Source organism: Nesterenkonia flava (assembly GCF_031432335.1).
GTDB lineage: Bacteria > Actinomycetota > Actinomycetes > Actinomycetales > Micrococcaceae > Nesterenkonia > Nesterenkonia flava.
Genome location: NZ_JAVKGT010000013.1, coordinates 40,663 through 65,161 on the forward strand (window position 1 = coordinate 40,663; position 24,499 = coordinate 65,161).

Genomic DNA, 24,499 nt, shown 5'->3' on the forward strand with positions numbered 1-24,499 from the left:
CGATCTTCCTACCGGGCCACCCAGGCGTGCAGCGCAGCTTCGAAGGGTCCCCGGCGGAATCGCCTCATCCATAGGGCGGAGGCGACGAGCTGGGTCCCCCACAGCAGGAGAACGACGACGCCGACCTCAGCCGGTCTCAGCGTCCCGGCCAACCCCAGCCCGGGAGCAGCGAAGATCAGCACAAGCACCAGCGACTGTCCCAGATAGTTACTCAGCGTCATGCGACCAGCCGGTGCCAAGCTGCGCAGCACCAGCCGAAGGGTCCTGGTCCGGGCCAGCAGCAGAATCAGCACCGCCAGACCGGCGGACTGGACCGGCCCCGCCGTCAGCACCAGGGCCGTGGCAAGTCCCTCCAGTCCCGTCCCGGGAGGCGAATCTCCCGGAAGCCCCCACGTGAGCCAGGCGGCGCTCACGCTTCCGGCCAGGCCGGTCAGCAGCGCCAGGGTGCCCGCCACCGCCAGTCGCGCCACGGGGATCTCACCGGAGATCAGCCGGGGGATGAGACGAGCACGCCCCACCACCATGCCCAGCAGGAAGGCCGCCAGCGCCACCGGCCCCTGCACCAGCAGCAGAACAGGCTGCACCGTGGGATAGACCTCCAGCTGATAGCCCAGATAGGAGACCAGACTCTCGGTGTAGGAGGCCGTGGCGGCCGCCGAGGCGGAGGCTCCGGTCTCTGCGGTGGTCTCCCACGCCTCGGGCACGGCGGCCGCCAGTGCACCGACGGCCAGGAGAAGTCCGCAGACTCCGGCGTAGAGCCCTGCGGCCCAGCCCAGGGCGGCACGCGCATCCAGGTGCCGCATGCTCCACAGCAAGAACCCCAGAAGTCCGTAGGCCAGCAGGATGTCGCCGGTGAACAGCAGCAGCCCGTGCAGCAGGCCCAGGACCAGCAATGCGCTGAAGCGCCGGTAGGCACGACGCCGCACGTGGTCCTCCCGCTCCCGGTCCCCGGGGATCCGTTCCCGGCGGCCTGGGTCATCCAGTGTTCCCGAGAGCACCAGCGAAAGCCCGAAGAGGAGGCTGAAGACCACATAGGACTTGCCCTCAAAGACCACGGTGGAGACGAAGAGCGCCGCCTGGTCCGCACCGCTTTCTCCCGCTGCAGGCCGGGTGCCGGCGGCCAGGGTGGCGGGAAAGGCGAAGTACCAGATGTTGACCGCAAGAATCCCCAGCAGCGCCAGCGCCCGCAGGGCGTCCACCTCGACAATGCGTGAAGCCCCCGGCGCCCCGCCATGCGCCGACGTCGTCGGGCCTGGGGGTTCCGGGGGCTTGTGCATGCCTGAGACCGCCTGGGCGGGGAGACTGCTTAGCGTTCGATCTCGCCCCGGATGAAGGCTTCGACCTTCTCACGGGCGACGTCGTCGTTGTACTGCTCCGGCGGGGACTTCATGAAGTAGCTGGACGCGGAGAGCAGCGGGCCCCCCACTCCGCGGTCCAGGGCGATCTTGGCCGCACGGACCGCGTCGATGATCACGCCGGCGGAGTTCGGGGAGTCCCAGACCTCGAGCTTCAGCTCAATGGAGACGGGAGCATCACCAAAGTTGCGTCCCTCCAGGCGGATGTAGGCCCATTTGCGGTCATCCAGCCACGGTACGTAGTCACTGGGGCCGATGTGGACGTCGTCGGCGGCCAGTTCTGCGGTGGTGTTGGAGGTCACCGCCTGGGTCTTAGAGATCTTCTTGGACTCCAGGCGCTCACGCTCGAGCATGTTCTTGAAGTCCATGTTGCCGCCGAAGTTCAGCTGGTAGGTGCGGTCCAGGTGGACTCCGCGCTCGGCGAAGAGGTGGGCCAGCTCGCGGTGGGTGATGGTCGCCCCGATCTGGGACTTGATGTCGTCTCCGACGATCGGCAGTCCTGCCTCGGTGAACTTCTCGGCCCACTCGGGGGTGGAGGCGATGAAGACGGGCAGCGCGTTGACGAAGGCGCAGCCGGCGTCGATGGCGGCCTGGGCGTAGAAGCGTGCGGCCTTCTCGGCGCCGACGGGGAGGTAGCAGACCAGGACATCGACCTGGGCCTCCTTCAGCGCGGCGACCACGTCCACCGGCGAATGGGCGGACTCGTCGATGGTCTCCCGGTAGTAGCGCCCCAGGCCGTCGAGGGTCGGGCCCCGCTGAACGTCAACGCTGGCGTAGGGCACCTCGGCAATCTTGACCGTGTTGTTCTCGCTGGCACCGATCGCTTCGGAGAGATCCTTGCCGACCTTCTTGTCGTCCACATCGAAGGCCGCCACGAACTGCACGTCGGAGACGTGGTAGTCGCCGAAGCGGACGTGCATGAGCCCCGGTACGTCTTGGTCATCCGGAGCGTTCTTGTAGTACTCGACGCCCTGAACCAGGGAGGCTGCACAGTTTCCTACACCCACGATGGCCACGCGGATCGGGTTATCGGCCAAGTTTCTCTCCTCGTTTCAACTTTCGCTACCAGGGTGAAGCGTACTCCCGAGGCGGTCACACGCGTTTACCTGAGGTTCATCTTTGCAGCTCAGAGGGGCGGAATCCTCCCCTCACCTCTCTGGTGGGACACAAATCTCCCTGGAGGATGACCCTGCGCTCTAGAGTGGAGGAGATGCGCAGCGACGATGGGCCGGTGGTGCCTCTTTCAACGACGGACCCTCTCGTCAGGACTCTTTCGGACCGTTCCGGCGGGCCAGCCGGGACGCGCCTGAGGCCTCCAACGCGACAGGGACGACGCCGCGGATCGTTCTGGTCCGTGCCGCGGATCCTCGTAGCCCTGACTCTGGGAGCCATCCTGCTCTCAGCGCTCTCCTCCCAGTGGTGCAGGATCAACGGCTGGGGGCAGCCGGGGGTCTACCACTACGGCTGCTACTCGGATGTCACCGCCCTGTGGACCCTGCGGGGTTTTCACGAGTTCCCCCATGCACCCTTTGTACCGGCCGAAGAATTCACCCAAACCGCAGAACCGGGCTTCGAATATCCCATCCTGACCAGCCTCGTAGCCGTGGCCCTCGCGTGGGTGACCCACAAGCTCAGCCTCCCCGGGGGAGAGGGCGCCCCGACGGCGGCGTACTGGGCAGGGCGCGACAGCCTGCTGCTGTGGGACATCACCTTCCTGGTCTCCGCCCTCCTGTGGATCGCCCTGGTGCTGATCACCATGAAAAGCGCCGGCCGCAGGCCCTGGGACGCGGTCATCGTGGCGGTATCCCCGGCCATCATCTTTGGCATCGGCATCAATTGGGACATCTGGCCGGCCGTGGCCCTGGCGGGAGCGGTTCTGGCCTACCAACGGGGACGGCTCGTGTGGGCCGGCGTGCTCGTCGGCGTCGGGGTGTCCTTCAAGGTCTATCCGCTGTTCCTCCTAGGAGCCGTCCTCGTGCTCATGCTCCGGGGACTGTGGAAACGGGACACCGATGTGAGCCCGCTGCACTTTGTCCGCCTGCTGGCAGCCACCGCGCTGACGTGGCTGGTCATCAATGGACCCGCCATGCTGCTGAACTTCGAGGCCTGGCGCCTCTTCTACGACTTCTCGGCGGAGCGCGGGGCTGGCAACTCCTCGCTGTGGCACCTGTGGATTCTGCTGGGGGACACCTTCGGTCCTGTGGACTCGCTGTGGACCTGGGGCTCGGAGCTGTTCGCCCCTGCTCCGGGGGAAGACGGCGGCGCGGAGATGATCTCGTTTCTGAGCCTGACGCTCTTCGCGCTCAGCTGCGCGGGGGTTCTGATCCTGGGACTTCTGGCCAAGAATCCGCCCCGAATGGTGCAGCTGCTGCTGCTGATCGTGGCGGCGTTCATGATCTTCAATAAGGTCTACTCGCCGCAGTTCATGCTGTGGCTGGTGCCCCTGATCGCCCTGGCCGCGCCACGCATTCGAGACGTGATCATCTGGCACGCGGTGCAGGTGCTGCATTTCTGGGCCATCTGGATGCATCTGGCCCAGCGGGGAGACAACTACATGGACCGGCATTCCATGGATCCGGACCTGATGGCGATCGCCATCGTTGCCGTCCACCTCTCCACCGCGTACATCGCCGCGCAGGTGGTGTGGGACATTCTGCGTCCCGAACGCGATGTAGTGCGCACCTCGCCCTAGAGACCCTGTTCGGCGGCCCAGTCCTTGAGCAGGACGACGGCCTCCTCCTCCGCCACGGGACCGTGCTCCATGCGGTGCTCCAGCAGGAACTTGTAGGCCCGGCCCACCAGCGGACCCGGTGAGATCCCCAGGACCTGCATGATCTGCTCACCGTCCAAATGGGGGCGGATCTTGGCCAGCTCCTCCTTCTCCGCGAGCTCGGCGATCCTGTTCTCCAGGTCGTCATAGGCGTGGTCCAGCCGAGCGGCCTTGCGCTTGTTCCGCGTGGTGACGTCGGAGCGGGTGAGCCGGTGCAGGCGCTGGAGCTGGTCTCCGGCATCGGTGACGTATCGGCGCACCGCGGAATCCGTCCACTCCTGCTCCCCGTATCCGTAGAAGCGCATGTGCAGCTCGACCAGGTGGGTGACGGCCCTGATGGTCTCCTTGTCGAACTTCAGCGCCTGCATGCGCTTGCGGGTCATCTTGGCGCCAACCACATCGTGGTGGCGGAAGCTGACGGCACCCCCGGGCTCAAAACGTCGGGTCTTGGGCTTGCCGACGTCGTGCATCAGGGCGGCGAAGCGCAGAATGAAGTCAGGAGCCGGAACCGGTCCGTCGTCGTCGGTCTCGAGGTCGCAGGCCTGTTCCAGGACCTTCAGCGAGTGCTGGTAGACGTCCTTGTGGCGTGCGTGCTCGTCATCGAGCCGCTTCAGCGCGGGCACTTCGGGCAGCACGATATCGGCCAGGCCGGTGTCGACCATCAGGTCAATGCCGGCCCGCGGGTGGTCTCCGCAGATGAGCTTGACCAGCTCCACCTGGATGCGCTCAGCGGAGACGATCTCGATCCGGGAGGCCATTTCGCTCATCGCCTGGGCGACCTCCGGGGCCACGTCCAGCCCCAGCTGAGAAGCGAACCGTGCGGCGCGCATCATGCGCAGCGGGTCATCCGAGAAGCTCTCCTGGGGAGTGGCCGGAGTCCGCAGCTGCTTGGCCACCAGGTCGCGGACGCCTCCATGGGGGTCCACCAGTTCAAAGCTGGGCAGCTTCAGGGCCATGGCATTGACGGTGAAGTCGCGGCGGACCAGGTCCTCCTCCAGGCTTTCCCCGAAGCGAACTTCCGGCTTGCGGGAGGCCGGGTCGTAGGCCTCAGCCCGGTAGGTGGTCACCTCCAGGGTCTGCTTGCCCTTGCGCAGACCGATCGTGCCGAAGGCCCGGCCGATGTCCCAGTGCGCATCCGCCCACCCTGCGGCGGCCTGAATGATCTGGTCCGGGGTGGCGTCGGTGGTGAAGTCCAGGTCCGGTGAGGTGCGGCCCAGGAAGAGGTCACGTACGGGGCCGCCCACCAGGGAGAGCTCGAATCCTGCGGCGGCGAAGACCTCGCCGAGTTCAACGACGACGTCGGGCAGCCAGGCGCCGTCGGGAAAACCATGGGGAAGAGAAACCATAACGCCCAACAGTCTCCCACAGCGCCGCCGGGCGGAGCGCTGCAACCAGTCAGCAACATACGACCGATTAGAGTAGTGAGTATGACCACTGCGGAAACGGGCGATGAACGGAGGACACCCTTGACCGTGTCAATGGGTGCCCGCCGCACGTCCTCTCCGCATGGCCGACCCACCGGAACCCTGCCCACGGTGGAGGAGGTCAGCGCCGGAGGTGTGGTCATCAAACCCGCTCCGCGCGGCTTCGACGTGGCCATCATCGCCCGCTACAACCGCGGAGGCCGCCTTGAGTGGTGCCTGCCCAAGGGTCACCCCGAGGGGCAGGAGACCTATGAGGAGGCCGCGGTCCGCGAGGTGGAGGAGGAGACCGGGATCTCCGGGTCCATCCTGACCTCTCTGGGCAGCATCGACTACTGGTTCACCGTGCCCACCCATCGGGTGCACAAGACAGTGCACCACTTCCTCATGGAGGCAGTGGGCGGGGAGCTCACCATTGAAAATGACCCGGATCAGGAGGCCGTCGACGTCGCCTGGGTCAATCTCGACGACCTGGACCGGACCCTCTCCTTCCCCAATGAGCGGCGAATCGTCCACATTGCCAAGCAGGTCATCCAGGATTCCCTGTGACCTCTGGTCTATAGTCCTCAACTGATGTCCCCCACACCTTCCCCGTACCGTCCCCGCCACGGGGGCAAGAAGCCCAGCACGACGACGACTCCCCCCTCCCCGGCCACCGCCGCCGAGCACCCGGCCACCGAGCTCTCTGGGGCCGACGGCACCGCGGCGACTGACGCGGCGCGGAGTCCACAGACACAGGACGCTGCGACGCAGACCCCGTCCCACATCCCGAAATCCGGCACGGCCGCGGCCTCAGCGCTGATGGCGGCGGGCACCATGGTCTCGCGCGTGCTGGGGTTCCTGCGGACTGCACTGCTGGCGATTGCGATCGGCTCCACGACGCTGATGGCCGATGTGTTCGAGAAGGCCAACAGCATTCCGAACATCATCTACCTGATCCTCGCCGGCGGCATGTTCAACGTGGTGCTGGTTCCCCAGCTGATCAAGGCCGCCAAACGCCCTGACCGCGGCGCGGACTACACCTCTCGGCTGCTGACCCTTGCCGTCATCGTCATGGGCGCCGCGACCCTGCTGATCACGCTGGCCGCCTACCCGATCATCGCCTCGCTCACTCTGGACTGGACCGAGCCGATGATCGCCCTCGGTGCGGCCTTCGCCCTGTGGACACTTCCGCAGATCTTCTTCTACGGGCTCTACGCCGTGGTCGGACAGATCCTCAACGCCAATGCCAAATTCGGCTGGTACATGTGGGCCCCGGTGCTGAACAACGTCATCGCCATCACGGTGATCATCAGCTACATCATCACCTTCGGCCGGTACTCGGCCGCCGATCAGCAGCTGACCGAATGGACCGCTCAGCAAACCATGTGGCTAGCCGGCGGTCACACCCTCGGGGTGGCGCTGCAGGCGCTGATTCTGCTCTGGCCGCTGTCCAAGCTGGGCATTCCCATCCGTCCGAAGTTCGGATGGCGCGGTATGGGCCTGCGCCAGACCGGCAAGATCGCCGGTTGGACGCTGGCCACCATGACCGTGGGCAATGTGGCCAACCTGCTGTACCTGCGGCTGATCTCCGGGGCTACCGCCACTCGTGAGCAGATGACCGAGGGCGGAGCGGCCATCCCCGGAGAATACGCTGCGAACGTCGCCGAGCTGATTGTGCTGCTGCCTCATTCGGTGTTCGTGCTCTCCATCGCCACCGTGCTGTTCAACCAGCTCTCACGCTCCATGGACCTGGGGCATTACGACGACGCTCGCGCACTCATCAACCGGGGCCTGAGGATCTTCGCCATCCCTCTGATGTTCTCGGTCGTCGCGATCATCATCCTTGCGGGCCCGCTGGGCAGGCTCTTCGGCGGTGCCGCGGAGGACTCCCACCTGGCCGGTGCCGCCATCGGCCAGCTGCTGGTGCTGCTGGCTCTGGGCCTGCCCTTCCGTTCGGCGAACTTCTACCTCCTACGAGTCTTCTACGCCGCCGAAGACGCCCGCACCCCTATGCTCATCTATTCAGTGGTCTCCGGAATCGGGCTGATCACGGCGTATGTGATGGCTTTCCTGGCACCCCATCAGCAACTGCCGTTCCTCATCGTGGGGCTCTTCAGCGTCCTGCATCTGCTGCAGTATGTGCTCTGCCACATTCTGGTGGTCCGCCGATGGGGCGGCTTCGGTCTCTCTTCGGTCCTCAGTGCCTACGTCCGCGCCGGCTTTGCCGCCCTGGCCGCCGGCGCGGCGGGCGCCCTCGTTCTGTGGGCCATGGGCGGCTATGACTGGGGCTTTGCGTGGAACTCGATCCTGACGGCCGTGGTGGCGTGCGCCGCCGTCGGCGTCGTGATGGGAGCCGTGTTCGTCGCGGTGCTGCGGGCCATGCAGGTCCGGGAGTTCCGCGAGTTTATGGAACCGGTGGCCCGCAGGGTGCCCGCTCTGTCCAAATTGGCCGGGTAATCTGGTCTCCACAGTTCTTTGTCAACCCCGGGAGGATCAGTGGCGCAGCCGTTCGGCGTCGGCGATGTGGTGGGCGGTCGGTACCGGATCACCCATCATGTGGTGACTTCGGCGGACCAGGACATCGTGTTCCAGGGCCTCGATGAGGTGCTGGACCGGGATGTGAACATCCTCCTGGCCTCCAAGGCCAATGCCAAGCAAGTGGCCACCTCGGCCCGCGAACTCGCCTCCGGCGAGCGAAACTCTGATGTGCAGCTCCTGGACCTGGGCCTGGTGGAGGAACGCACGTACCTCATCTCCTCCCTGGTGAACCCCAACCAGCTGCTGGACCTGGTGGTTCCTGATGCGGCTCCCTACGTGGAGCCCTATTTCACCGACTCGCTGGGCTCGGAGCTCTTTGGCCAGTCCCGCGTTATGGAGCCGGAGACTTACGACGACGACGCCGAGTACTACGCGCGTCTGCAGGCTGGGCTGAGCGCCGAGGACGCCGGGGAGACCCCAGCTGCGCGCTTCAAGAAGCGGCGTCCCGCTTTTCTCGACAAGGTCGGCCTGGTCCGGCGCGAGGATGAGGAGCTGCCCGAGAACTACACCGAGGATGAACTCGTGGACGAGGTGGCCCAGGCCGCCGAGGACTGGGGTCTGCAGGATGCCTCGGTGACCTCGCTCCCAGCGTCGCCGCACACGGCGGGAGGCACGCATGGTTCGGCCCGTCTGAGTCTGCACAGCGATCTGGACGTGGTGGACGCCGATGCCTCCGCCGATACCGACGAGACGATCGACGCGGTGGCGCACTGGGAGCCTCGCGAGAGCGCCTCCTCGGATCCTCTGATTCCGCCGCCACCGGCCCCCGCAGCGCAGGCGAGGCCGGCCGCTGTGGTGGAGACCGAGACTTCAGCTTCGTCGGATCTGGAGGCCTCCGAGACTCAGGACGACAGCGAGCCTGAAGCCTCCGGTCCCTTTGTGGAGCGCGACCCCTCAGAAGCAATGTCCACAGTGGCCTACAGCGCCGCCGGCCGCTCCCACGGAGACGTTGACGTCGATGAGCGCGTTGCCGAGGGCGAAGAGGTCATTGACAATCCGCCGGAGGGTCCTGACAACTCATATGACCCCCAGCCCTCTGCGCATCCAAGCACTCGCGCAGTGGAGACCGTGCCGGCGCCCCCCGCCTCGTCCCCTGCGCAGCACTCGCTGGGCGCGGCCGAGGAGGCAAGCACGTTCACCGGGCTGATCAGCGCCGTGGCGCCGCATCGGCGCAGCGCCTTCCCGCACTCCCCCCAGGAGGAGGAGCAGAACCAGACTCCCGAGGCTCCACGTCGCGCCGCAGGACCGGTTCCCGTACCTCGTGCACCTGCACCGGCGCACACGCAGCCACAGGCGGAGGACGGCGCCCCCCGGGAGCGCGGCGGACCCGCGATCACCCCGGGCAGACTCATTGCGGCAGGCGTACTGGCCCTGGTGCTGGTGATCGCCGCTGTCCTGGTCTTTATGAGCTTGCGCGGCGGCGAAGACCCGGCCTCCGAGGACCCCGTGGAGGAGAACGTTCCAGCCGATCCTCAGGAGGATCCTGCCGAGGACCCCGCGCCGGAGGAGGAGCCTGAGGCCCAGGAGACCAACGAGGCGCAGGGCGTGGAACCGGCGTCCCCGACGACAACCCCGGATCCGGTTATCACCGGCATCAGCCGCGCCCAGGACGCGCCGGAGCACAATGCTGAGGCCGACGGTCAGCTGGCGAATCTCATCGACGGCAATCCCGCCACCGTGTGGAGCACCTACAGCTACAACTCACCGAACTTCGGCGGCTTCGTGCCCTCCATGGCCTTGGTGGCCGAACTGGAGGAGCCGGCACCGGTCGAATCGGTCACGCTGAACCTTCCGGACGCCGTCACCGGGGGAGCTTTCGAGATTCTCATCAATGACGAACCCGCCCTGGAGGGCGCCCAGAGCATCGGATCCGGCTCCTTCGACGGCACCGAGGTCTCTGTCAGCGTGGACGGCGGTGACGAGGCTCAGTACGTGATTCTGCACCTGACCGAGATGCCCCAGGAGGTCGCCCCCACTGTGGGCGGCATGCCCTACCGCCTCCAGCTTGCTGAGTTTATGGTGGACTAGCCGCTCTTCCGCGCAGCTGACTGTTCCGGAGCCCGGAAAAGGACCTCGCGGAATAGCCCGCACCTCCGTATCGTTCGACATGCAAGACACAACTGCTCTTCAAAGGATGTTCCCCGTGACAGACCAGACTCCCGACCAGGTTCACGATGTCATCATCATCGGCTCCGGCCCGGCCGGTTACACCGCCGCCATCTACACGGCGCGCGCTAACCTGAAGCCGATCGTCCTTGCCGGCTCTGTCACCGCCGGCGGTGAGTTGATGAACACCACCGAAGTAGAGAACTTCCCCGGCTTCCCCGAGGGCATCATGGGGCCTGACCTGATGATGAACATGGAGGCACAGGCGCGCCGCTTCGGCGCGGATATCCGTCACGAGGATGCCACCGCAGTCAAGCTGGATCAGTCCATCAAGGAGATCACGCTCGGCTCCGGCGCCGTGCTTCACGCCCGCACCGTGATTCTGGCCACCGGTTCCGCCTACCGCGAGCTCGGTGTGCCTGGCGAGAAGGAGCTTTCCGGCCACGGCGTCAGCTGGTGCGCCACCTGCGACGGCTTCTTCTTCCGCGAGCAGACCATTGCGGTCATCGGTGGAGGCGACTCCGCGATGGAGGAGGCTCAGTTCCTGACCAAGTTTGCCTCCAAGGTCTATGTGGTCCACCGCCGCGACGAGCTCCGGGCCTCCAAGATCATGGCGGACCGCGCCAAGGCGAACGAGAAGATTGAGTTCATCTGGAACAGTGCGGTCACCCACGTCCAGGGTGATGGCAAGGTCAATCGGCTGGGACTGCGGAACACTGTGACCGGAGAAGAGTCGACTCTCGATGTGACAGGTGTCTTCGTGGCCATTGGTCATGACCCCCGCACCAGCCTGTTCAAGGATCAGCTAGAGCTGACCGAGGAGGGCACGGTCAAGGTGCAAGGCCGTACGTCCAAGACCTCCCTGCCGGGCGTCTTCGCCGCTGGGGATGTCTTGGATCCCACCTACCGGCAGGCCATCACCGCAGCCGGTTCCGGCTGTGCCGCGGCGCTGGACGTGGAGCACTACCTGTCCGAGCTCGCCGACTCCGACGCGGCCGAGCAGCCCCAGCCGGCCGCCGCCGCGCTCTGAATACCGCCTAAAGAACCTCTACCCGCTGAAAGGAGATCATCTCATGTCCGATCTCAAGAGTGTCACCGACGCCAGCTTCGAAGCTGACGTCCTGCAGTCCGAGAAGCCGGTCCTCGTGGACTTCTGGGCCGAATGGTGCGGCCCCTGCCGCGCGCTGACTCCCGTCCTGGAGGAACTCGCGGTGGAGCACGAGGACAAGATCGAGGTCGTCAAGGTCAATGTGGATGAGAACCCGTCCATTGCCGCCAAGTACGGCATCACCTCCATCCCGGCCGTCTTCGCCTTCAAGGGTGGGGAGCATGTCCACACCTCCATCGGTGCTAAGCCCAAGCCAGCCCTGGAGGAAGAGTTCTCCGACCTGCTGAGCTGAGCCCTCTACGCAGCACCACGCTATAGACAAGGACCCCGTCCCCTACTGGGGGCGGGGTCCTTGTCTATGCTCTGAAAATTCTCTGGGTCTTCCAGGACCGTGGGTCAGCAGTCGGCAGCAGCCGAGAGGGGATCGAGTTGACCGCTCTCACGCGATAGCTTCAGCGTGGGACGTGCATCCCCATCTGCTCCAGAATCCGATCCAGGTCCTCCAGAGACGCGAAGTCGATGGCAATGCGTCCCCTCTTGGAACCCAGGGTAATTTTCACCTGGGTATCGAGACGGTCGGTGAGAGCTTCTGCATACTCGTCGAGTTGCTCGTAACGCGTAGTACTGGGGAGCCGATCGGTTTCACGTGAAACCGCCCTTTTCTTTTCCTTCTTCGCCACCGAGGCCTCCTCCTCGGCAGCACGCACGGAGAGTCCCTCAGCGACGATGCGCTGCGCGAGTTCCTCCATCTGCTCCCCCGACTCGAGGCTGAGCAGGGCACGAGCATGGCCCGACGAGAGAACGCCCGCGGCAACCCTGCGTTGAACGGCAGGAGGCAGTTTCATCAGGCGCAGGGTGTTACTGATCTGAGGACGCGACCGCCCGATGCGGCGAGACAGCTCCTCCTGACTGATGTCGAAGTCCTCCAGCAGCTGCTGGTAGGCAGCTGCTTCTTCGAGGGGGTTCAGCTGTGACCGATGGATGTTCTCCAGTAGTGCGTCTCGCAGGAGATCCTCGTCGCTGGTCATACGAATGACAGCGGGGATAGTCTCCCGGCCGGCAGTCTTTGAGGCGCGCCACCGCCTCTCACCCATAATGAGTTCGTACTGCTCACCGCCCAGTGGCCGGACCACGATGGGCTGCAGCACGCCGATTTCTCCGACAGAGTGCACCAGCTCTGCCATATCGTCTTCGTCAAAGACCTGCCTTGGCTGGCGAGGATTCGGCTGAATCCTGTCTACGGGTATCTCGCGGAACTCAGCACCCTCAACAGGCACACTCGTCGCGAAGTCACCGGGCCCCGCGTGTACGGGTGGCTCCGCCGGGACGGAGGCCGGAGTCGAAGTTTCACGTGAAACGTCAGCGGAGGATGACGCCTTGCGAGCACCGAGGACGTCCGGCATCTCCGCTCGTTTAGTCCCGTTAGTTCGCCGCGAAGCCGTCCGCGTACGCGGGGCTGGAGTGGCCGGACCAACGCCCGTTTCACGTGAAACACGCTGAGTGGCTAGATGGGATTTCGCCGAGAAGAAGACGTCAATGGGACGCTCGGGTGTCGTCTCACTTGTGGTGGCGTCCTCTTCGCCACTCACTGCATGAGCTGCCGCACCCGAGGCTTCGGCCTCCTGGGCATCGGAGTTAATGAGAGCACCCAGGCCTCGCCCGAGACCGCGCCGCTTGCGCTCAGCCATGAAGACAGCTCCTTACATCGTGAGGAATCCCCTCCATTCTAGAGTCGGAAGCTGAATTGCCTCCTGGTCAGTTTCACGTGAAACATGAAACCCCGTTGCTCATGCGCTGAGGCCCGTGCTCGTGCGCTGAGTGCCTTCGCGTGTCCTAATCCCCTCGTGCGTCCCTGCTTCAGGGTCTCTGGCGCCGGCATCTCCGCATCCGAAGCAGGCGACTGAAGTTCCACGCCAGCCGTCGCCTTCCTGTCCCATTAATCTATGAGTAGGTCATCGCGTTGTGGGATTGTCGTCCACCCTTGAGGTCAAGGCGGAGGCGGAGCCTCCGTCCCGCGGCTCGGCCCTGTGGTCACGCGGCGGCGAGTCGGCTCCGCTATAGGGATCACCAATCCTTCTCTATCACCCAGCACGTCGTCCCTGCGTTTGTGTACTCGCAGGCAAGTTCTCGAGCAGACTCCTTGCGAAGCCCCTACCTTGTCGAGCTGGCGTCCCGTTTCACGTGAAAACGCGATCCCCAAGGGAGCGCCTGCGGATGTAAAACAACGGTCTAGGCGGGACGCAGCCCCACATCGTCGAACCCTAAGGTCCCGGCTGGGAATTGTCACCCCTACGTGGCGCGCCATGCCTAGCGTCTCCACGGAGAATACTGCAGCAGACACCGGGAGCCAGCATTTACTACCCTTACGGGACTCGCCGCTCGTAGGGACCACTCCGAAACACCCCGGTCGACCAGACACAACTGGTTCGTTGGCCTGGCGACCTGATACTTGTTTCCGCCCCCATGGGCAGGTTGACGGGCATCCCCTCCGGGCGATTTCTCAGGCTGCGAACACCGGGCGGAAGAATGGTCTCAGCGTTTCACGTGAAACGCCACCTCACTCAGCGTCCGCGCTGCACGATCTCTGCCGCTGCCTCAAGATACGCCAGTGCTCCTGTGGAGGAGCGATCGTAGGAGATCACGCTCTGCTGATAGCTCGGGGCTTCGGCGATACGGACGCTGCGTGGAATCTTGGCTTCGAGAACTTCATTGGGGAAGTGCTGCTTAACTTCCTGGACCACCTGGGAGGCCAGGTTGGTCCGCGCGTCATACATCGTCAGGAGGATAGTAGAAACGCGCAGGGGTGGATTCAGGTGCTTCTGAATCATATTGATGTTGTTCAACAGCTGGCTCAGTCCCTCCAGTGCGTAATACTCGCACTGGATCGGGATGAGCACCTCTTTCGCCGCGACAAAGGCATTGACCGTCAGGAGCCCCAGGCTCGGAGGACAGTCGATGAAGACATAATCAAGGCGCTCCTGGCCTTCGGTCTCCCGGTGACGCTGGTACTCCTCAAGAGCACGCTGAAGGCGCTGCTCGCGTGCCACGAGGGAAACAAGCTCGATCTCCGCCCCAGCGAGGTGAATGGTTGCGGGCACGACGCTGAGTCGATCGACGTCCGGGCACTGTGCCACCACCTCAGCGATGGAGAGGTCATCGATGAGCACGTCGTAAATGGAATCAGTGTCCGCGGAATGCGGAACGCCCAGTGCAGTGGAGGCGTTGCCCTGCGGATCAATGTCGATGACCAACACATTGAAGCCGTGATCAGCAAGCGCCGCAGCAAGATTGACCGTCGACGTCGTCTTGCCCACTCCGCCCTTCTGATTGGAGACGGTAATGATCCGCGTCTCCGAGGGACGCTCCAGGTCTGTCTCTGAGAGCAGCTTGCGGCGACGCTGCTCATCCGCAAGCTGTGCAGCCAGGGGAGACGCGGACAGTGAGTCGAGCACCGAGCTCTCCTGGGCAACCTTCGCGGCCTCCGCGGCGTCGGCGGCCAGACCCGTTTCACGTGAAACGTCGGGGGTGGTCTTATCCTCGCTCACCTTGTCTCCTTTACTCCACACTCAGCATGAGTCTATGGCAGGGCCCGGATGGGCGTGATGGTTCAGCGACGACGACAGCGTACGACCGTTGTCGGCTCTTCCAGAAGATCCTCACCCACGAGAAGAACTTCTGGCGGCTGAAGCCTGAAGCGTTTGATCGCCTTAGCCGCGGCCTCGATCTCTTCCCCAGCGCTGCGACCCTTCAGCAGCAAGAGCTCACCCTCATCATCGAGCAGGGGGACCGTCATGGGTATCAGCTTCTTCAGTGCTGACACAGCGCGTGCAGTGACGACGTCGGCCATGACTTCATCCGCGGCTTCCTCAGCGCGAGCACGGATGAGCTGAACGTTCTCGAGTCCGAGGTCCTTCACCACGGTGTCCATCCAGGCGACGCGTCTCTCCATGGGCTCGATGAGGGTGAATTCCACATCGGCGCGTGCGATGGCCAGCGCAATACCGGGAAGTCCGGCGCCCGACCCGACGTCCGCCACCGTGCCGCCTGCGGGAAGCTCCCGTCCGAGCACGGCGCAGTTGAGCACATGGCGAGACCACATACGCGGCACCTCGCGGGGACCCAGGAGACCATGGTCGATGCCTGTGGTGCACAGGTGCTCCACGTATCGCTGGGCCAGGGGCAACCGGTCGCCGAAAATGGCCTCGGCCGCCGCGCGCTCTACAGGCGTCAGCTCAGGAGTGTGCTCCCTCTCGGGAGTCTCATCAGACTGGGTGCTCATTGGGGTCCCCTGCTCGCTCACTTGGCGGCTACCACCACGTGACGGCGCTTTCCTTCGCCTTCAGACTCAGAGACCAGGCCGGCCTCCGCCACGAAGTCGTGGACGATCTTCCGTTCGAAAGCGCTCATGGGCTCGAGGTGGACGTTCTCCCCGCGCTCCTTGACCTCCGAGACGGCCTGCTCAGCCAGTGTCTTGAGCTCCTCATTGCGCTGAGCGCGGTGTCCGTTGATGTCCAGCACCAGCCGTGTGCGCTCGCCCGTGGCGGAGAGGACAGCCAGTCGCGTCAGCTCCTGCAGAGCGTCAAGGACCTCGCCGCGAGGACCCACGAGATCCTGCAGCTCGTCGCCGCCGTCTTCGGCCTGGATGGAGATGAACGTCCGCTCCCCGCGGATCTCGATCTCGATGTCCCCATCGAGATCCACGATGTCGAGCAGCTCTTCGAGATAGTCAGCGGCGACATCGCCCTCATCGGGCTCATCGGTGTCTGCGAGATCCTGGTTCTCGAGCACGTGTGCCTCTTCCGGCGCCACGGTCTCGTTGCCCTCCTCCACGATGTTCTTGGAGGTCTGGGTGTTGTCAGTGGTCTCTGTCATCGCTGTCCCTTTTTCTTTTTCTTCTTCTTCTTGCGGGAGGGCTGTGCCTGGTTCCCGAGGTGCTTACCGGAGGGCTTCTCCGCCTCTTCACGAGCCTTGCGGGCTTCCTCGCCCACCGGAGGGAGTCCCTTAGCGGCACGGCGCAGGTTCAGCTCCTTCTCTGCGAGGGAGCCGGGGGTGGGGTTATTGCGGATGACCCACCACTGCTGGCCCATGGTCCAGAAGTTGGTTGCGGTCCAGTAGATCAGCACGCCGACGGGGAAGTAAACGCCGCCGAAAACGAAGACCAGCGGCAGCACGTAGAGCATCATCTTCTGGGTCTGGGCAAACTGTCCGGTCAGCGCAGCCTCGGACATGTTCTTGCTCATCAGTTGCTTCTGGGTGAAGAACTGAGTGCTCACCATGGTCACGATCATGATCGCGGTCAGAACGATCGTGTTCCAGGCGGTGGGGTTGGCGTTGAGAGCATCCAGGAAGGTGCCGTCCATGCCCACACCGAAGATGGAGGAGCCGTCGAAGCTGCGGACCTCTTCGGGGGAGAGCGCGAAGTAGCCGTCCCGCTGGTACTCCTCCTGGCGCATGCGGTTCAGCATCCAGAACAGGGCAAGGAAGATCGGCATCTGAGCCAGGATGGGCAAACAGGTCATGAAGGGGTTGACCTTGTGCTTCTTGAACAGCGCCTGCTGCTCCTGCACCATCTGCTGGCGGGAGACGGGATCCTTCTTGCCCTTGTACTTGGCCTGGAGCTTCTGCAGCTCCGGCTGCACCACCTGCATACCCCGCTGGGATTTGATCTGCCGCACGAACAGCGGGATCAGGATGATACGGATGACCAGCACCAGCAGCACGATGGAGATGGTCCAGTTCCAGCCGGAGTCCGCATCCATGCCCAGGAAGGTGAGCACGTTGTGGAACAGCGTCAGGATGAACGACACGGCCCAGCTGAAGGGCCACATTATTGCGTCAAGAAAAGCCATATGTCTCTCAGAGTCTCAGGCCCGGCGAATGGAGGTGTTGGGTGCCGGGACAGCGAACGCGCGAAAATCAGCCTTCAGCCTACTTGACGAACCTGGGGGCTGAGAAAGTCTAGAGCTGTGCGTCGTCGTCCATGGGGGGATGATTTGTCCGCACGATCGCCGGTACCCGGTCCTCAGGCCACATACGACCCGAGGGCGGCACGTGATCCACACCCCCTCCGGTCCAGGGGTTGCACCGTAGAATCCTCCACGCGGTGAAGGCGCTACCCTTGGCCAGTCCGTGGACGGTCACCGCCTCCAGGCCGTAGGCCGAGCAGCTGGGGTAGAAGCTGCAGACTTGTCCGTAGAGGGGCGAGATCAGCCAGCGCCAGAGACGAATAAAGAGCACCAGGGGGTACGACGGCGCCTGTTTCAGAGGACCCCATGCGTGCCGGTGGATCTCCTGTGCCTGAGGTTCCGGACCCGGCTGACCAGGGATCTCTCCGGGGCCGACGTAAAAGTCCGCGTGGCGCACCCAGTGTGGTCTGCCGGGCGAGCTCATGCCGACTCCTGCTCACGGGCGTGCCATTTCTTCACTGCGCGCCGCAGTCCGCTGCGCACATCGCCTGACAGCCGGGCGTGCTCGGCCGCAGGGGCCTCTGCGAGGGCGCGCACCACGATGTCAGTGCGGCCCCCCTGAGGCAGCAGCTGCGGTTCCTCGCGCAGCAGCTGGGCGATGATGTGGCGCAAACGCCGGGTGGTGCGGTGACGGATTACCGCGTTGCCCACCGCTTTGGAGACCACGAACCCACATCGCCACCGGGTACCGTCCGCCGGCACGGAGGTGGAGGCCTCGCCGTGGGGGTAGAAGCGCACGGCGACCACCACGGTCCCCGTTCCGGCGCGGGTTCCCCCCTTCATGACCGCAGAGAAGTCCCCTGAGCGGGTCAGGCGATGCTGAACCGGCAGCATGGCTCCTCCTTAGGGCGGGCAGTCCTGAAGGGACAGCAACGGCCCGTCCCGGAAGTCTCCGGTGACGGGCCGTCGTCGTGCGTTGATGTCAGGCTGTGCTCAGCCTCAGGCCGAGAGAGCCTTGCGTCCCCGGCTGCGGCGGGCCGAGATGATGGAACGGCCGGCACGGGTGCGCATACGGGAACGGAAGCCGTGCTTGCGGGCGCGACGGCGGTTGCTCGGCTGGAAAGTCCGCTTGCTCACTGTGTACTCCCAATTAGATGGATGAAGTCTCTTCAAGCCCTCAAAGTGGCTGCGCAAAGGCGCGCACATATTCCAGGGCGACCTGTCAACACTAGGCGCCCGAGAGCGGAAACGTCAAATCCTATGCACAGGCTCGGAGCGCGACCCTGAATGACACGCCCCCTCGATTCAGCCTCTTGTGGGCTGAATAAGCGTTCAACTACCGTAAATCCTACCGGGCTGAACATGCGTTCAGTCGAGTGATCTGTCGTCGTCGTTCCGGCTGGAGAGGAGGTGGCACCGTGACATACCAGTACGGTCGCTCTCGCGGAGCCGGCCTGCGCGGCAGCGGACCTGGCTCCCACCGTGCCCCCGACGGCCAAGCCGACGGGCACAGCACCCAGGACGCGGCGAGCACCCACAACGTCACCGGCACGGGCAATACCTCCCCGCCGGCCAGTGCCAAGGAGCGGATCCTCACCGCCGCGATCGATCTCTACGGCCGACTGGGGTTTGACGGCGTCACCGTCAAGGAGATCGCTCAGGCAGCCTCGGTTTCTGCCCCGCTGGTGATTCACCACTTCGGGTCCAAAGCAGGGCTGCGCGCGGCGTGCGATGCCTACGTGGCCGAGCAGTTCCGGCGCACCAAGACCGAGTCGGTCCGGCGGGGGAATCTGCCCCGCAACGTGGCCCACGAGGCCATGGCCGCCAACCGCCACCTGGTGAAGTACCTCATGCGGGCGTTCATGGAAGGCGGCGAGACGATCGACGCATTCTTCGACCAGCTGGTGGAGGATTCGCTGGTCTACACCTCGGAGGCTGAGGAGATCGGTCTGGTTTACCCCAGCCGCAATCCCCGCCACCGGGCGGTGGTGATGCTGCTGCAGTCCTTCGGATCGCTGATCCTGCATCGACAGCTGGAACGGCACCTGGGCGTCAGCCTGCTCGACGATGAACCGAACCCCGAGGGACTGGACGCCTACATGGCCACGGTGCTGGAGCTCTACACCCAGCCGGTCATGAACGCTGAGGCCTTCGCGGAGCTCCTGGCAGCTGACGCCGAGGCCCATACCGAAGCCACTGAACCCGGTTCCACTCAAGACCGCAGCCCCCGCTCCTGATTCAGCACACCTCCTCACCGGCAAGCTGCCCTCACCGGTTCTCTCTGTGTCTTCTTCCCGCTCCCTGTCACCTCTTACTCCCCCTCACCCTTGAACGAAAGGATCGACCGATGAGCGACAACGCTGCGGTCATCTCCGCGCAGAACCTGGTCAAGCAGTTCGGCCAGGTCCGGGCGCTGGACAACCTGAACCTGACCATCGCCCCGGGCGAGGTCCACGGCTATCTGGGCCCCAACGGCGCCGGCAAGTCGACCACCATGCGGGTGCTCCTGGGCCTGCTGCGCCCGGATTCGGGCACCATCCGCCTCTTTGGCCGGGATCCCTGGCGGGACGCTGTGGAGCTGCACAAGCGCCTGGCCTATGTACCTGGCGACGTCGAGCTCTGGCCGAATCTCACCGGCGGAGAGGTGATCGACATGTTCCTGCGCCTGCGCGGCAGCTACAACCGAACACGGCGGGATCAGCTGATCGAACGCTTTGATCTCGATCCCCGAAAGAAGACCCGGACCTACTCCAAGGGCAATCGCCAGAAGGTGGCCCTGATCTCCGCGCTGGCGGCCGACGTCGATCTTCTTCTGCTGGACGAGCCAACCGCCGGGCTGGATCCTCTGATGGAGGTGGTGTTCCAGGAGGTCATCACCGAGGCCAAGGTTCAAGGGCGCTCTGTACTGCTCTCCAGTCACATCCTGGCTCAGGTGGAGGCGCTCTCCGACAGGATTTCGATCATTCGTGCCGGGCACATTGTGGAATCCGGCACCCTCTCCCAGCTGCGCCACATGACCCGCACCACCATCGAAGTGGAGACCGCCCAGACTGCTGAGGGATTGAAGGATCGACCGGGAGTTCATCATCTGCGCGCTGAGGGCGAGCGGACCGTCTTCGAGGTGGACGGCGAGCGCGTCCAGGACGTGATGCATCAGCTGGCACCCTTGGGCATCCGCTCGATCGTGGCCCACCCTCCGACCCTGGAGCAGCTGCTGATGCGGCACTACGGCGATGACCTCTCCACTCGCGGTGTGAGCGAGTCAACCACGAAGAAGGCGTCCTGATGAGCACGGCACAGGCCCCTGAACTCCGGCAGGCTCCCAGCCCGGCCACGGGGCAGTCCACCCTCGCCGGCACCGGCACCCTGCTACGGTTCATGCTGCGGCGGGACCGGTGGCGCATGAGTCTCTGGGTGGCCGGTATCGGCCTAATGGCCTTCTACTTCGCCAATGCCATCCAGGTCATCGCAGAGAACGAGACGGAGCTGGCCCAGTTGGCCGGGATGTTCACCGATCCGGTGGGCCGCCTGATGACCGGTCCGGCCTTCGGCATGGACGCCCCAACTTTCGAACGATTCTTCTCCGCGGGCTACGTGCTCTTCCTCTACATCCTCATCGGCCTCATGAGCATCTTCACGGTGGTCCGTCACACTCGAGCCGAAGAGCAGACCGGACGGGCGGAACTGGTGCGCGCCAATGTGGTGGGGCGCCACGCGCCCCTGAGTGCCGTGCTTCTGCTGGTCGGGGGTGCCAACCTCGTGGTGGGCGCTCTGGTCTTCGCCGGTGCAGCTGCAGCAGATTATGACGTTCAGGGCTCCGCACTGGTCGCCGCGGCCGGAATCGCCGTCGGTCTGTTCTTTTCAGGCGTCGCAGCGGTGACGGTGCAGCTCAGTGAGACGTCCCGCGGAGCAAGTGCCATGGCAGGAGGCCTCCTGGGCCTCTCCTACCTGATCCGCATGGGCGGAGACATGGCCGAGCAGGGCGGCAGCGCACTCTCGTGGTTCTCCCCGCTGGGCTGGTCACAGCAGGCGGCGCCCTACGTCGAGGACCGCTGGTGGCCGGTGATTCCTCTGGTCGCGGGGACGGCTCTGCTCACTGCTCTGGGGTACTGGCTGAGCACCAAGCGCGACGTCGAGGCCAGCCTCATGCCCACACGACTGGGCCGGGGCAGCGCCAAGCGCTCATTGGGCACTCCCCTGGGCATGGCCGCACGTGTACTCCGAAACAACTTGCGGGGTTGGGGGATCGCCCTGGTGCTGTGCGGCCTGATGTTCGGCTCCTATGCCCAGGCGCTGGTCGACGCCGCCGATGACCTGCCGGAGGAGTTCGCTCAGATCTTCAGCGGCGACTCGATGATGCTGGGCTACCTCGCCTACATGGGCCTGTTCATGGCGATCTTCGTGGCTGCCGCCGGTGTCAGCGCCCTCCAGCAGCTCCGTGGCGAAGAGGCCCGGGGACGGGTGGAGGTGGGACTGTCAGTCCCCATGAGCCGCAGCACCTGGCTCGGGGCCCACCTCACTGTGCTGCTGGTCGGTCTGGTCCTGATCCTGCTGCTCGTCGGTGTGGCCATGGGCGGGGGTGCCGCAGCCGTTCTGGAGGACGACGGCGGTCGGTACTTCGGTGAACTGGTACTGGCCAGCTTGCACCAGGCCCCGGCGGTGCTCGCGGTGGTCGGCGTCGTCGTCGCGCTCTTCGGCTGGCTGCCGCGCGCAGCAGGGACAGTCGGCTGGGTGATCATTGGCTACGCCGCGGTGATGACCAACTTCGGCCAGCTGTTGGAGCTGCCTGAGCTGTTCTACGAGCTCAACGCATTCGGGCACCTGGCGCAGTATCCGGTTCAGGACATCGCGTGGACACCCGTGCTGATCCTGACCGGCATCGGCATCGCGGGCATTCTGCTGGGCTTCCTGGGATTCAACCGCCGCGAGATCAATCGCGTCTGACTCGGGCCCCGGATCGCGGCTCGCCGACGAGGTCAGCACGTTCTTTGTCAGGTCAGAGGTGCTGGCCTCGTCGGGTATCAGCGGGCACGACGACGGCATGTAGGTTGTGCTGTGATGACCAGTCACGAGAACAGCGCCCCGCAGCCTCCTGCCAGTGAGCAGGAGCGCTGGGTTTCCGTCCTGCAGAACGTGACCCTTGGCATCGTCGTCCTGGGCCTGGTCTGGATCACGTTCAACGTCCAGCTGCCGTCGGTGCGGGAGCTTCAGAGTGCCATCGACGGACTTGGCTGGGGCGGGTGGCTGGCGTTTATCGCACTCTACGCACTGGTGGCCATCACCCCGGTACCAGTGACCATGATGCCCGTCACCGGGGGTTTCCTCTTCGGGCTGGTCGGCGGCACCGTGCTCTCGGTGACGGGGGTGTTGCTGGGCTGCTGGATTGCCTATTGGGGTGCTCGCGGACTGGGCAAGCAGACCATGCGCAAGCTGCTCGGTCGCCACGGGCCCACGGTGGAGGAACATGTGCAGGAGTCAGGCTTCTATGCCGTGGCCACGCTGCGTCTGATGCCGGGTCTGCCGTACTGGCCGGTGAACTACGGCAGCGGCGCCTTTGGGGTGAAGCACGGTCCGTACGTGCTGGCGAGCGCCGTCTCCTGCCTGCCCGGCCAGTTCTCGCTGGTGGCGGTCGGGGCGTTCATCGCCGAACCCTCGGTGGTCACCGGTGTGGCTGTGGCGATCGGATGGGCCGCCGTTGTTGTCCTGACGGTGCTGGCCTACCGGCGCTGGAAGCGTGCCCAGGCCGCCTCCTCAGCGGGCTGAGCTACGGTAATCACCGTCTTGCCGGTGCCCCGGCCGCGCCCCAGTTGCTGTACCGCAGTGCTCACATGTTCCAGCGGATAGCGGGCGTGGATCACCGGTCGCAGCATCCCTGCCTCGATCAGCTCGGCCAGATCCTGCAGAGCCTGGGAGCCGATGGAAGAGTTCAGCATCACCAGTCGGTGGCGGGTGAAGGGATTCACCAAGGCCGCCCACAGCGAGCGGCTCAACCCGCCCAGTGGTGCGCCTTCGGGTTCCGAGCCGACCAGCACCACGGCGCCCGTGCGAGTGAGGGCACGGCGCATGTGGCGCAGCGGTCGATGGCCTCCCGTGTCAATAATGGCGTCATAGGGACCTGCCTCGAGGGGATCCTGCGTGGTGTAGTCGATCACCACATCTGCCCCCAGGGACTCCACCATCGCGGCCTTTCCGGGACTACAAGCTCCCGTCACGTGAGCCCCTAGAGCCTTGGCGATCTGTACGGCGAAATGTCCCACCCCACCGCCGGCACCGAGCACCAGGACTCGGTGCCCGGCTGCCACGTGGGCTGCGTCCCGGACTGCATGAAGAGCAGCCGTCGCCGAGACCGGAACAACAGCAGCCTCCTCCTGGTCCAGAGTGGAGGGCTGAGCAAGGAGATGCTCGGACCGGGCCCGTGCAAACTCTGCCAGACCTCCGTGCCCGGAGAGTCCCTGGGCTGCGCCGAAGACCGCGTCACCGGGCGCCCACGCAGTGACGGACTCTCCCACGGAGTGCACCGTGCCGGCGATATCAATGCCCAGCACGCGGTCCCCTCGCAGCGGCAGCGCAAGTTTCACGGGAAACGGCCGCCCCTCCAGTAGGTGCACAAGGCCTGCATCAATGCCGGCGGCGTGGACTTCTACGACGACCTCCCCGGGGCCGGGTGATGGGATATCGCGTTCATCGCCGCCGCCGTCGACCTGGCCGATAAAGAGGGCAGGGACGGAGTCACCATGCGCGCCGTGGGCAAGCGCCTAGGGGTGGAAGCCATGTCGCTGTACAACCACGTCAGAGGTAGAGACGACATTCTTGACGGAATGGTCGATCTGGTCTTCGCCGAGATCGAGCTGCCGGAGCTCTCAGCTCCATGGAGGGCGGCGATGCGCCAGCGGGCTCAGTCCGCACGAGAGGCGCTAAACCGACATCGCTGGGCCGTGGGCCTCATGGATTCTCGACGGAACCCGGGGCCCGCCACGCTGCGGCACCACGACACCGTCCTGGGGTGCTTGCGAACCAACGGCTTCTCTGTGCGCCAGGCAGCCCACGCTGTGTCCCTGCTGGACAGCTATGTGTACGGTTTTGTGCTGCAGGAGGTCAGTCTGCCCTTCTCCGACGGCGAGGACCTTCAGGAGCTCGCCGAGGAGATCTTCTCCGCTCTCCCCAAGGATCAGTACCCGTATTTCACCGAGATTGCCGTCGAGCACGCACTCCAACCGGGCTACAGCTACGGTCAGGAGTTCGCCTACGGTCTGGAGCTCATCCTCGCAGGGCTCCATCCCGACGAGGCTCCCAGCCCCTGATGAGCTGCCGCG

The 24,499-nt window shown here is 64.9% G+C and carries 23 protein-coding genes; 11 read left to right on the forward strand and 12 right to left on the reverse strand.

The genetic code is table 11. From position 1 onward, the window contains the following. Positions 1 to 8: 8 nt before the first annotated feature. Together RH857_RS06490 and RH857_RS06495 are read right to left on the reverse strand one after the other, a co-directional pair. Positions 9 to 1,277, reverse strand: coding sequence for a DUF418 domain-containing protein (locus RH857_RS06490; RefSeq protein WP_310537157.1), 1,269 nt, complete (start codon positions 1,275 to 1,277; stop codon positions 9 to 11). Positions 1,278 to 1,306: 29 nt separating this feature from the next. Further along, complete coding sequence (locus RH857_RS06495) at positions 1,307 to 2,392, reverse strand: inositol-3-phosphate synthase (protein WP_310537158.1); 1,086 nt, start codon at positions 2,390 to 2,392, stop codon at positions 1,307 to 1,309. Between the two features lie 317 nt (positions 2,393 to 2,709). Here RH857_RS06495 and RH857_RS06500 point away from each other — a divergent pair, with 317 nt between their 5' ends. Then, complete coding sequence (locus RH857_RS06500) at positions 2,710 to 4,047, forward strand: glycosyltransferase family 87 protein (RefSeq protein ID WP_310537159.1); 1,338 nt, start codon at positions 2,710 to 2,712, stop codon at positions 4,045 to 4,047. On the opposite strand, the gene RH857_RS06505 is transcribed toward RH857_RS06500, so the two are convergent. Beyond that, positions 4,044 to 5,471, reverse strand: a complete 1,428-nt coding sequence (locus tag RH857_RS06505) for a CCA tRNA nucleotidyltransferase (protein WP_310537160.1) — start codon at positions 5,469 to 5,471, stop codon at positions 4,044 to 4,046. The genes RH857_RS06500 and RH857_RS06505 overlap by 4 nt on opposite strands. Before the next feature lie 81 nt (positions 5,472 to 5,552). Between RH857_RS06505 and RH857_RS06510 the strand changes: the two genes are divergently transcribed. The 5 genes from RH857_RS06510 (at position 5,553) to trxA (ending at position 11,572) form a co-directional block, all read left to right on the forward strand. Continuing rightward, a complete protein-coding gene (locus RH857_RS06510) occupies positions 5,553 to 6,095 on the forward strand; it encodes an NUDIX hydrolase (RefSeq protein ID WP_374761126.1) in 543 nt (180 codons plus the stop codon). A 24-nt stretch (positions 6,096 to 6,119) separates the two neighbouring features. Continuing rightward, positions 6,120 to 7,985, forward strand: coding sequence for a murein biosynthesis integral membrane protein MurJ (gene murJ, locus RH857_RS06515; protein ID WP_310537161.1), 1,866 nt, complete (start codon positions 6,120 to 6,122; stop codon positions 7,983 to 7,985). 39 nt (positions 7,986 to 8,024) lie between these two features. Next, positions 8,025 to 10,094, forward strand: coding sequence for a hypothetical protein (locus RH857_RS06520; protein WP_310537162.1), 2,070 nt, complete (start codon positions 8,025 to 8,027; stop codon positions 10,092 to 10,094). A gap of 106 nt (positions 10,095 to 10,200) precedes the next feature. Continuing rightward, on the forward strand, positions 10,201 to 11,202 hold the full coding sequence (trxB, locus tag RH857_RS06525) for a thioredoxin-disulfide reductase (RefSeq protein ID WP_374761127.1): 1,002 nt from the start codon (positions 10,201 to 10,203) through the stop codon (positions 11,200 to 11,202). 43 nt (positions 11,203 to 11,245) lie between these two features. Beyond that, positions 11,246 to 11,572, forward strand: a complete 327-nt coding sequence (gene trxA, locus RH857_RS06530) for a thioredoxin (RefSeq protein ID WP_310537164.1) — start codon at positions 11,246 to 11,248, stop codon at positions 11,570 to 11,572. Between the two features lie 160 nt (positions 11,573 to 11,732). Here trxA and RH857_RS06535 read toward each other — a convergent pair whose 3' ends face one another. The 8 genes from RH857_RS06535 to rpmH form a co-directional block, all read right to left on the reverse strand. Continuing rightward, on the reverse strand, positions 11,733 to 12,968 hold the full coding sequence (locus RH857_RS06535; RefSeq protein WP_310537165.1) for a ParB/RepB/Spo0J family partition protein: 1,236 nt from the start codon (positions 12,966 to 12,968) through the stop codon (positions 11,733 to 11,735). A gap of 873 nt (positions 12,969 to 13,841) precedes the next feature. Then, entirely contained in the window at positions 13,842 to 14,825 is a 984-nt protein-coding gene (locus RH857_RS06540) for a ParA family protein (protein WP_374761128.1), read from the reverse strand. 62 nt (positions 14,826 to 14,887) lie between these two features. Further along, on the reverse strand, positions 14,888 to 15,559 hold the full coding sequence (rsmG, locus tag RH857_RS06545; protein ID WP_310537166.1) for a 16S rRNA (guanine(527)-N(7))-methyltransferase RsmG: 672 nt from the start codon (positions 15,557 to 15,559) through the stop codon (positions 14,888 to 14,890). A 17-nt stretch (positions 15,560 to 15,576) separates the two neighbouring features. Further along, entirely contained in the window at positions 15,577 to 16,152 is a 576-nt protein-coding gene (locus RH857_RS06550; RefSeq protein ID WP_310537167.1) for a Jag family protein, read from the reverse strand. Further along, complete coding sequence (yidC, locus tag RH857_RS06555; RefSeq protein WP_374761129.1) at positions 16,149 to 17,129, reverse strand: membrane protein insertase YidC; 981 nt, start codon at positions 17,127 to 17,129, stop codon at positions 16,149 to 16,151. The genes RH857_RS06550 and yidC overlap by 4 nt, the downstream gene beginning before the upstream one ends. A gap of 109 nt (positions 17,130 to 17,238) precedes the next feature. Then, positions 17,239 to 17,670: a membrane protein insertion efficiency factor YidD gene (gene yidD, locus RH857_RS06560; protein WP_310537169.1), complete on the reverse strand. Its 432-nt coding sequence runs from the start codon at positions 17,668 to 17,670 to the stop codon at positions 17,239 to 17,241. Further along, complete coding sequence (gene rnpA / locus RH857_RS06565; protein ID WP_310537170.1) at positions 17,667 to 18,080, reverse strand: ribonuclease P protein component; 414 nt, start codon at positions 18,078 to 18,080, stop codon at positions 17,667 to 17,669. Before rnpA ends, yidD begins: the two co-directional genes overlap by 4 nt. Positions 18,081 to 18,185: 105 nt before the next feature. Next, positions 18,186 to 18,323 carry a 50S ribosomal protein L34 gene (rpmH, locus tag RH857_RS06570; RefSeq protein WP_310537171.1) on the reverse strand — a complete coding sequence of 46 codons (138 nt, stop codon included), beginning with the start codon at positions 18,321 to 18,323 and terminating at the stop codon, positions 18,186 to 18,188. Positions 18,324 to 18,604: 281 nt separating this feature from the next. Here rpmH and RH857_RS06575 point away from each other — a divergent pair, with 281 nt between their 5' ends. From RH857_RS06575 to RH857_RS06590, 4 genes are all read left to right on the forward strand, one after another. Then, positions 18,605 to 19,423 (forward strand): TetR/AcrR family transcriptional regulator, encoded by an 819-nt coding sequence (locus tag RH857_RS06575; RefSeq protein WP_310537172.1) that lies wholly within the window; start codon positions 18,605 to 18,607, stop codon positions 19,421 to 19,423. A 110-nt stretch (positions 19,424 to 19,533) separates the two neighbouring features. Then, complete coding sequence (locus RH857_RS06580) at positions 19,534 to 20,472, forward strand: ABC transporter ATP-binding protein (protein WP_310537173.1); 939 nt, start codon at positions 19,534 to 19,536, stop codon at positions 20,470 to 20,472. Then, entirely contained in the window at positions 20,472 to 22,130 is a 1,659-nt protein-coding gene (locus tag RH857_RS06585; RefSeq protein WP_310537174.1) for an ABC transporter permease, read from the forward strand. Before RH857_RS06580 ends, RH857_RS06585 begins: the two co-directional genes overlap by 1 nt. Positions 22,131 to 22,244: 114 nt before the next feature. Beyond that, positions 22,245 to 22,949: a TVP38/TMEM64 family protein gene (locus RH857_RS06590; RefSeq protein WP_310537175.1), complete on the forward strand. Its 705-nt coding sequence runs from the start codon at positions 22,245 to 22,247 to the stop codon at positions 22,947 to 22,949. On the opposite strand, the gene RH857_RS06595 is transcribed toward RH857_RS06590, so the two are convergent. Continuing rightward, positions 22,904 to 23,896, reverse strand: a complete 993-nt coding sequence (locus RH857_RS06595; RefSeq protein WP_310537192.1) for an NAD(P)-dependent alcohol dehydrogenase — start codon at positions 23,894 to 23,896, stop codon at positions 22,904 to 22,906. The genes RH857_RS06590 and RH857_RS06595 overlap by 46 nt on opposite strands. Between RH857_RS06595 and RH857_RS06600 the strand changes: the two genes are divergently transcribed. Continuing rightward, positions 23,870 to 24,487, forward strand: coding sequence for a TetR/AcrR family transcriptional regulator (locus RH857_RS06600; protein WP_310537193.1), 618 nt, complete (start codon positions 23,870 to 23,872; stop codon positions 24,485 to 24,487). The two genes, RH857_RS06595 and RH857_RS06600, sit on opposite strands and share 27 nt — an antisense overlap. Positions 24,488 to 24,499: the final 12 nt, after the last annotated feature.

Excerpts from the sequence above, each read along its gene's own strand:
- RH857_RS06490 (WP_310537157.1), bottom strand. The coding sequence starts at position 1,277 with ATGCACAAGCCCCCGGAACCCCCAGGCCCGACGACGTCGGCGCATGGC.
- RH857_RS06505 (WP_310537160.1), bottom strand. The coding sequence starts at position 5,471 with ATGGTTTCTCTTCCCCATGGTTTTCCCGACGGCGCCTGGCTGCCCGAC.
- RH857_RS06510 (WP_374761126.1), top strand. The coding sequence starts at position 5,553 with ATGACCACTGCGGAAACGGGCGATGAACGGAGGACACCCTTGACCGTG.
- murJ (WP_310537161.1), top strand. The coding sequence starts at position 6,120 with ATGTCCCCCACACCTTCCCCGTACCGTCCCCGCCACGGGGGCAAGAAG.
- trxB (WP_374761127.1), top strand. The coding sequence starts at position 10,201 with ATGTTCCCCGTGACAGACCAGACTCCCGACCAGGTTCACGATGTCATC.
- trxA (WP_310537164.1), top strand. The coding sequence starts at position 11,246 with ATGTCCGATCTCAAGAGTGTCACCGACGCCAGCTTCGAAGCTGACGTC.
- RH857_RS06535 (WP_310537165.1), bottom strand. The coding sequence starts at position 12,968 with ATGGCTGAGCGCAAGCGGCGCGGTCTCGGGCGAGGCCTGGGTGCTCTC.
- rsmG (WP_310537166.1), bottom strand. The coding sequence starts at position 15,559 with ATGAGCACCCAGTCTGATGAGACTCCCGAGAGGGAGCACACTCCTGAG.
- RH857_RS06550 (WP_310537167.1), bottom strand. The coding sequence starts at position 16,152 with ATGACAGAGACCACTGACAACACCCAGACCTCCAAGAACATCGTGGAG.
- yidC (WP_374761129.1), bottom strand. The coding sequence starts at position 17,129 with ATGGCTTTTCTTGACGCAATAATGTGGCCCTTCAGCTGGGCCGTGTCG.
- yidD (WP_310537169.1), bottom strand. The coding sequence starts at position 17,670 with ATGAGCTCGCCCGGCAGACCACACTGGGTGCGCCACGCGGACTTTTAC.
- rnpA (WP_310537170.1), bottom strand. The coding sequence starts at position 18,080 with ATGCTGCCGGTTCAGCATCGCCTGACCCGCTCAGGGGACTTCTCTGCG.
- RH857_RS06580 (WP_310537173.1), top strand. The coding sequence starts at position 19,534 with ATGAGCGACAACGCTGCGGTCATCTCCGCGCAGAACCTGGTCAAGCAG.
- RH857_RS06585 (WP_310537174.1), top strand. The coding sequence starts at position 20,472 with ATGAGCACGGCACAGGCCCCTGAACTCCGGCAGGCTCCCAGCCCGGCC.
- RH857_RS06590 (WP_310537175.1), top strand. The coding sequence starts at position 22,245 with ATGACCAGTCACGAGAACAGCGCCCCGCAGCCTCCTGCCAGTGAGCAG.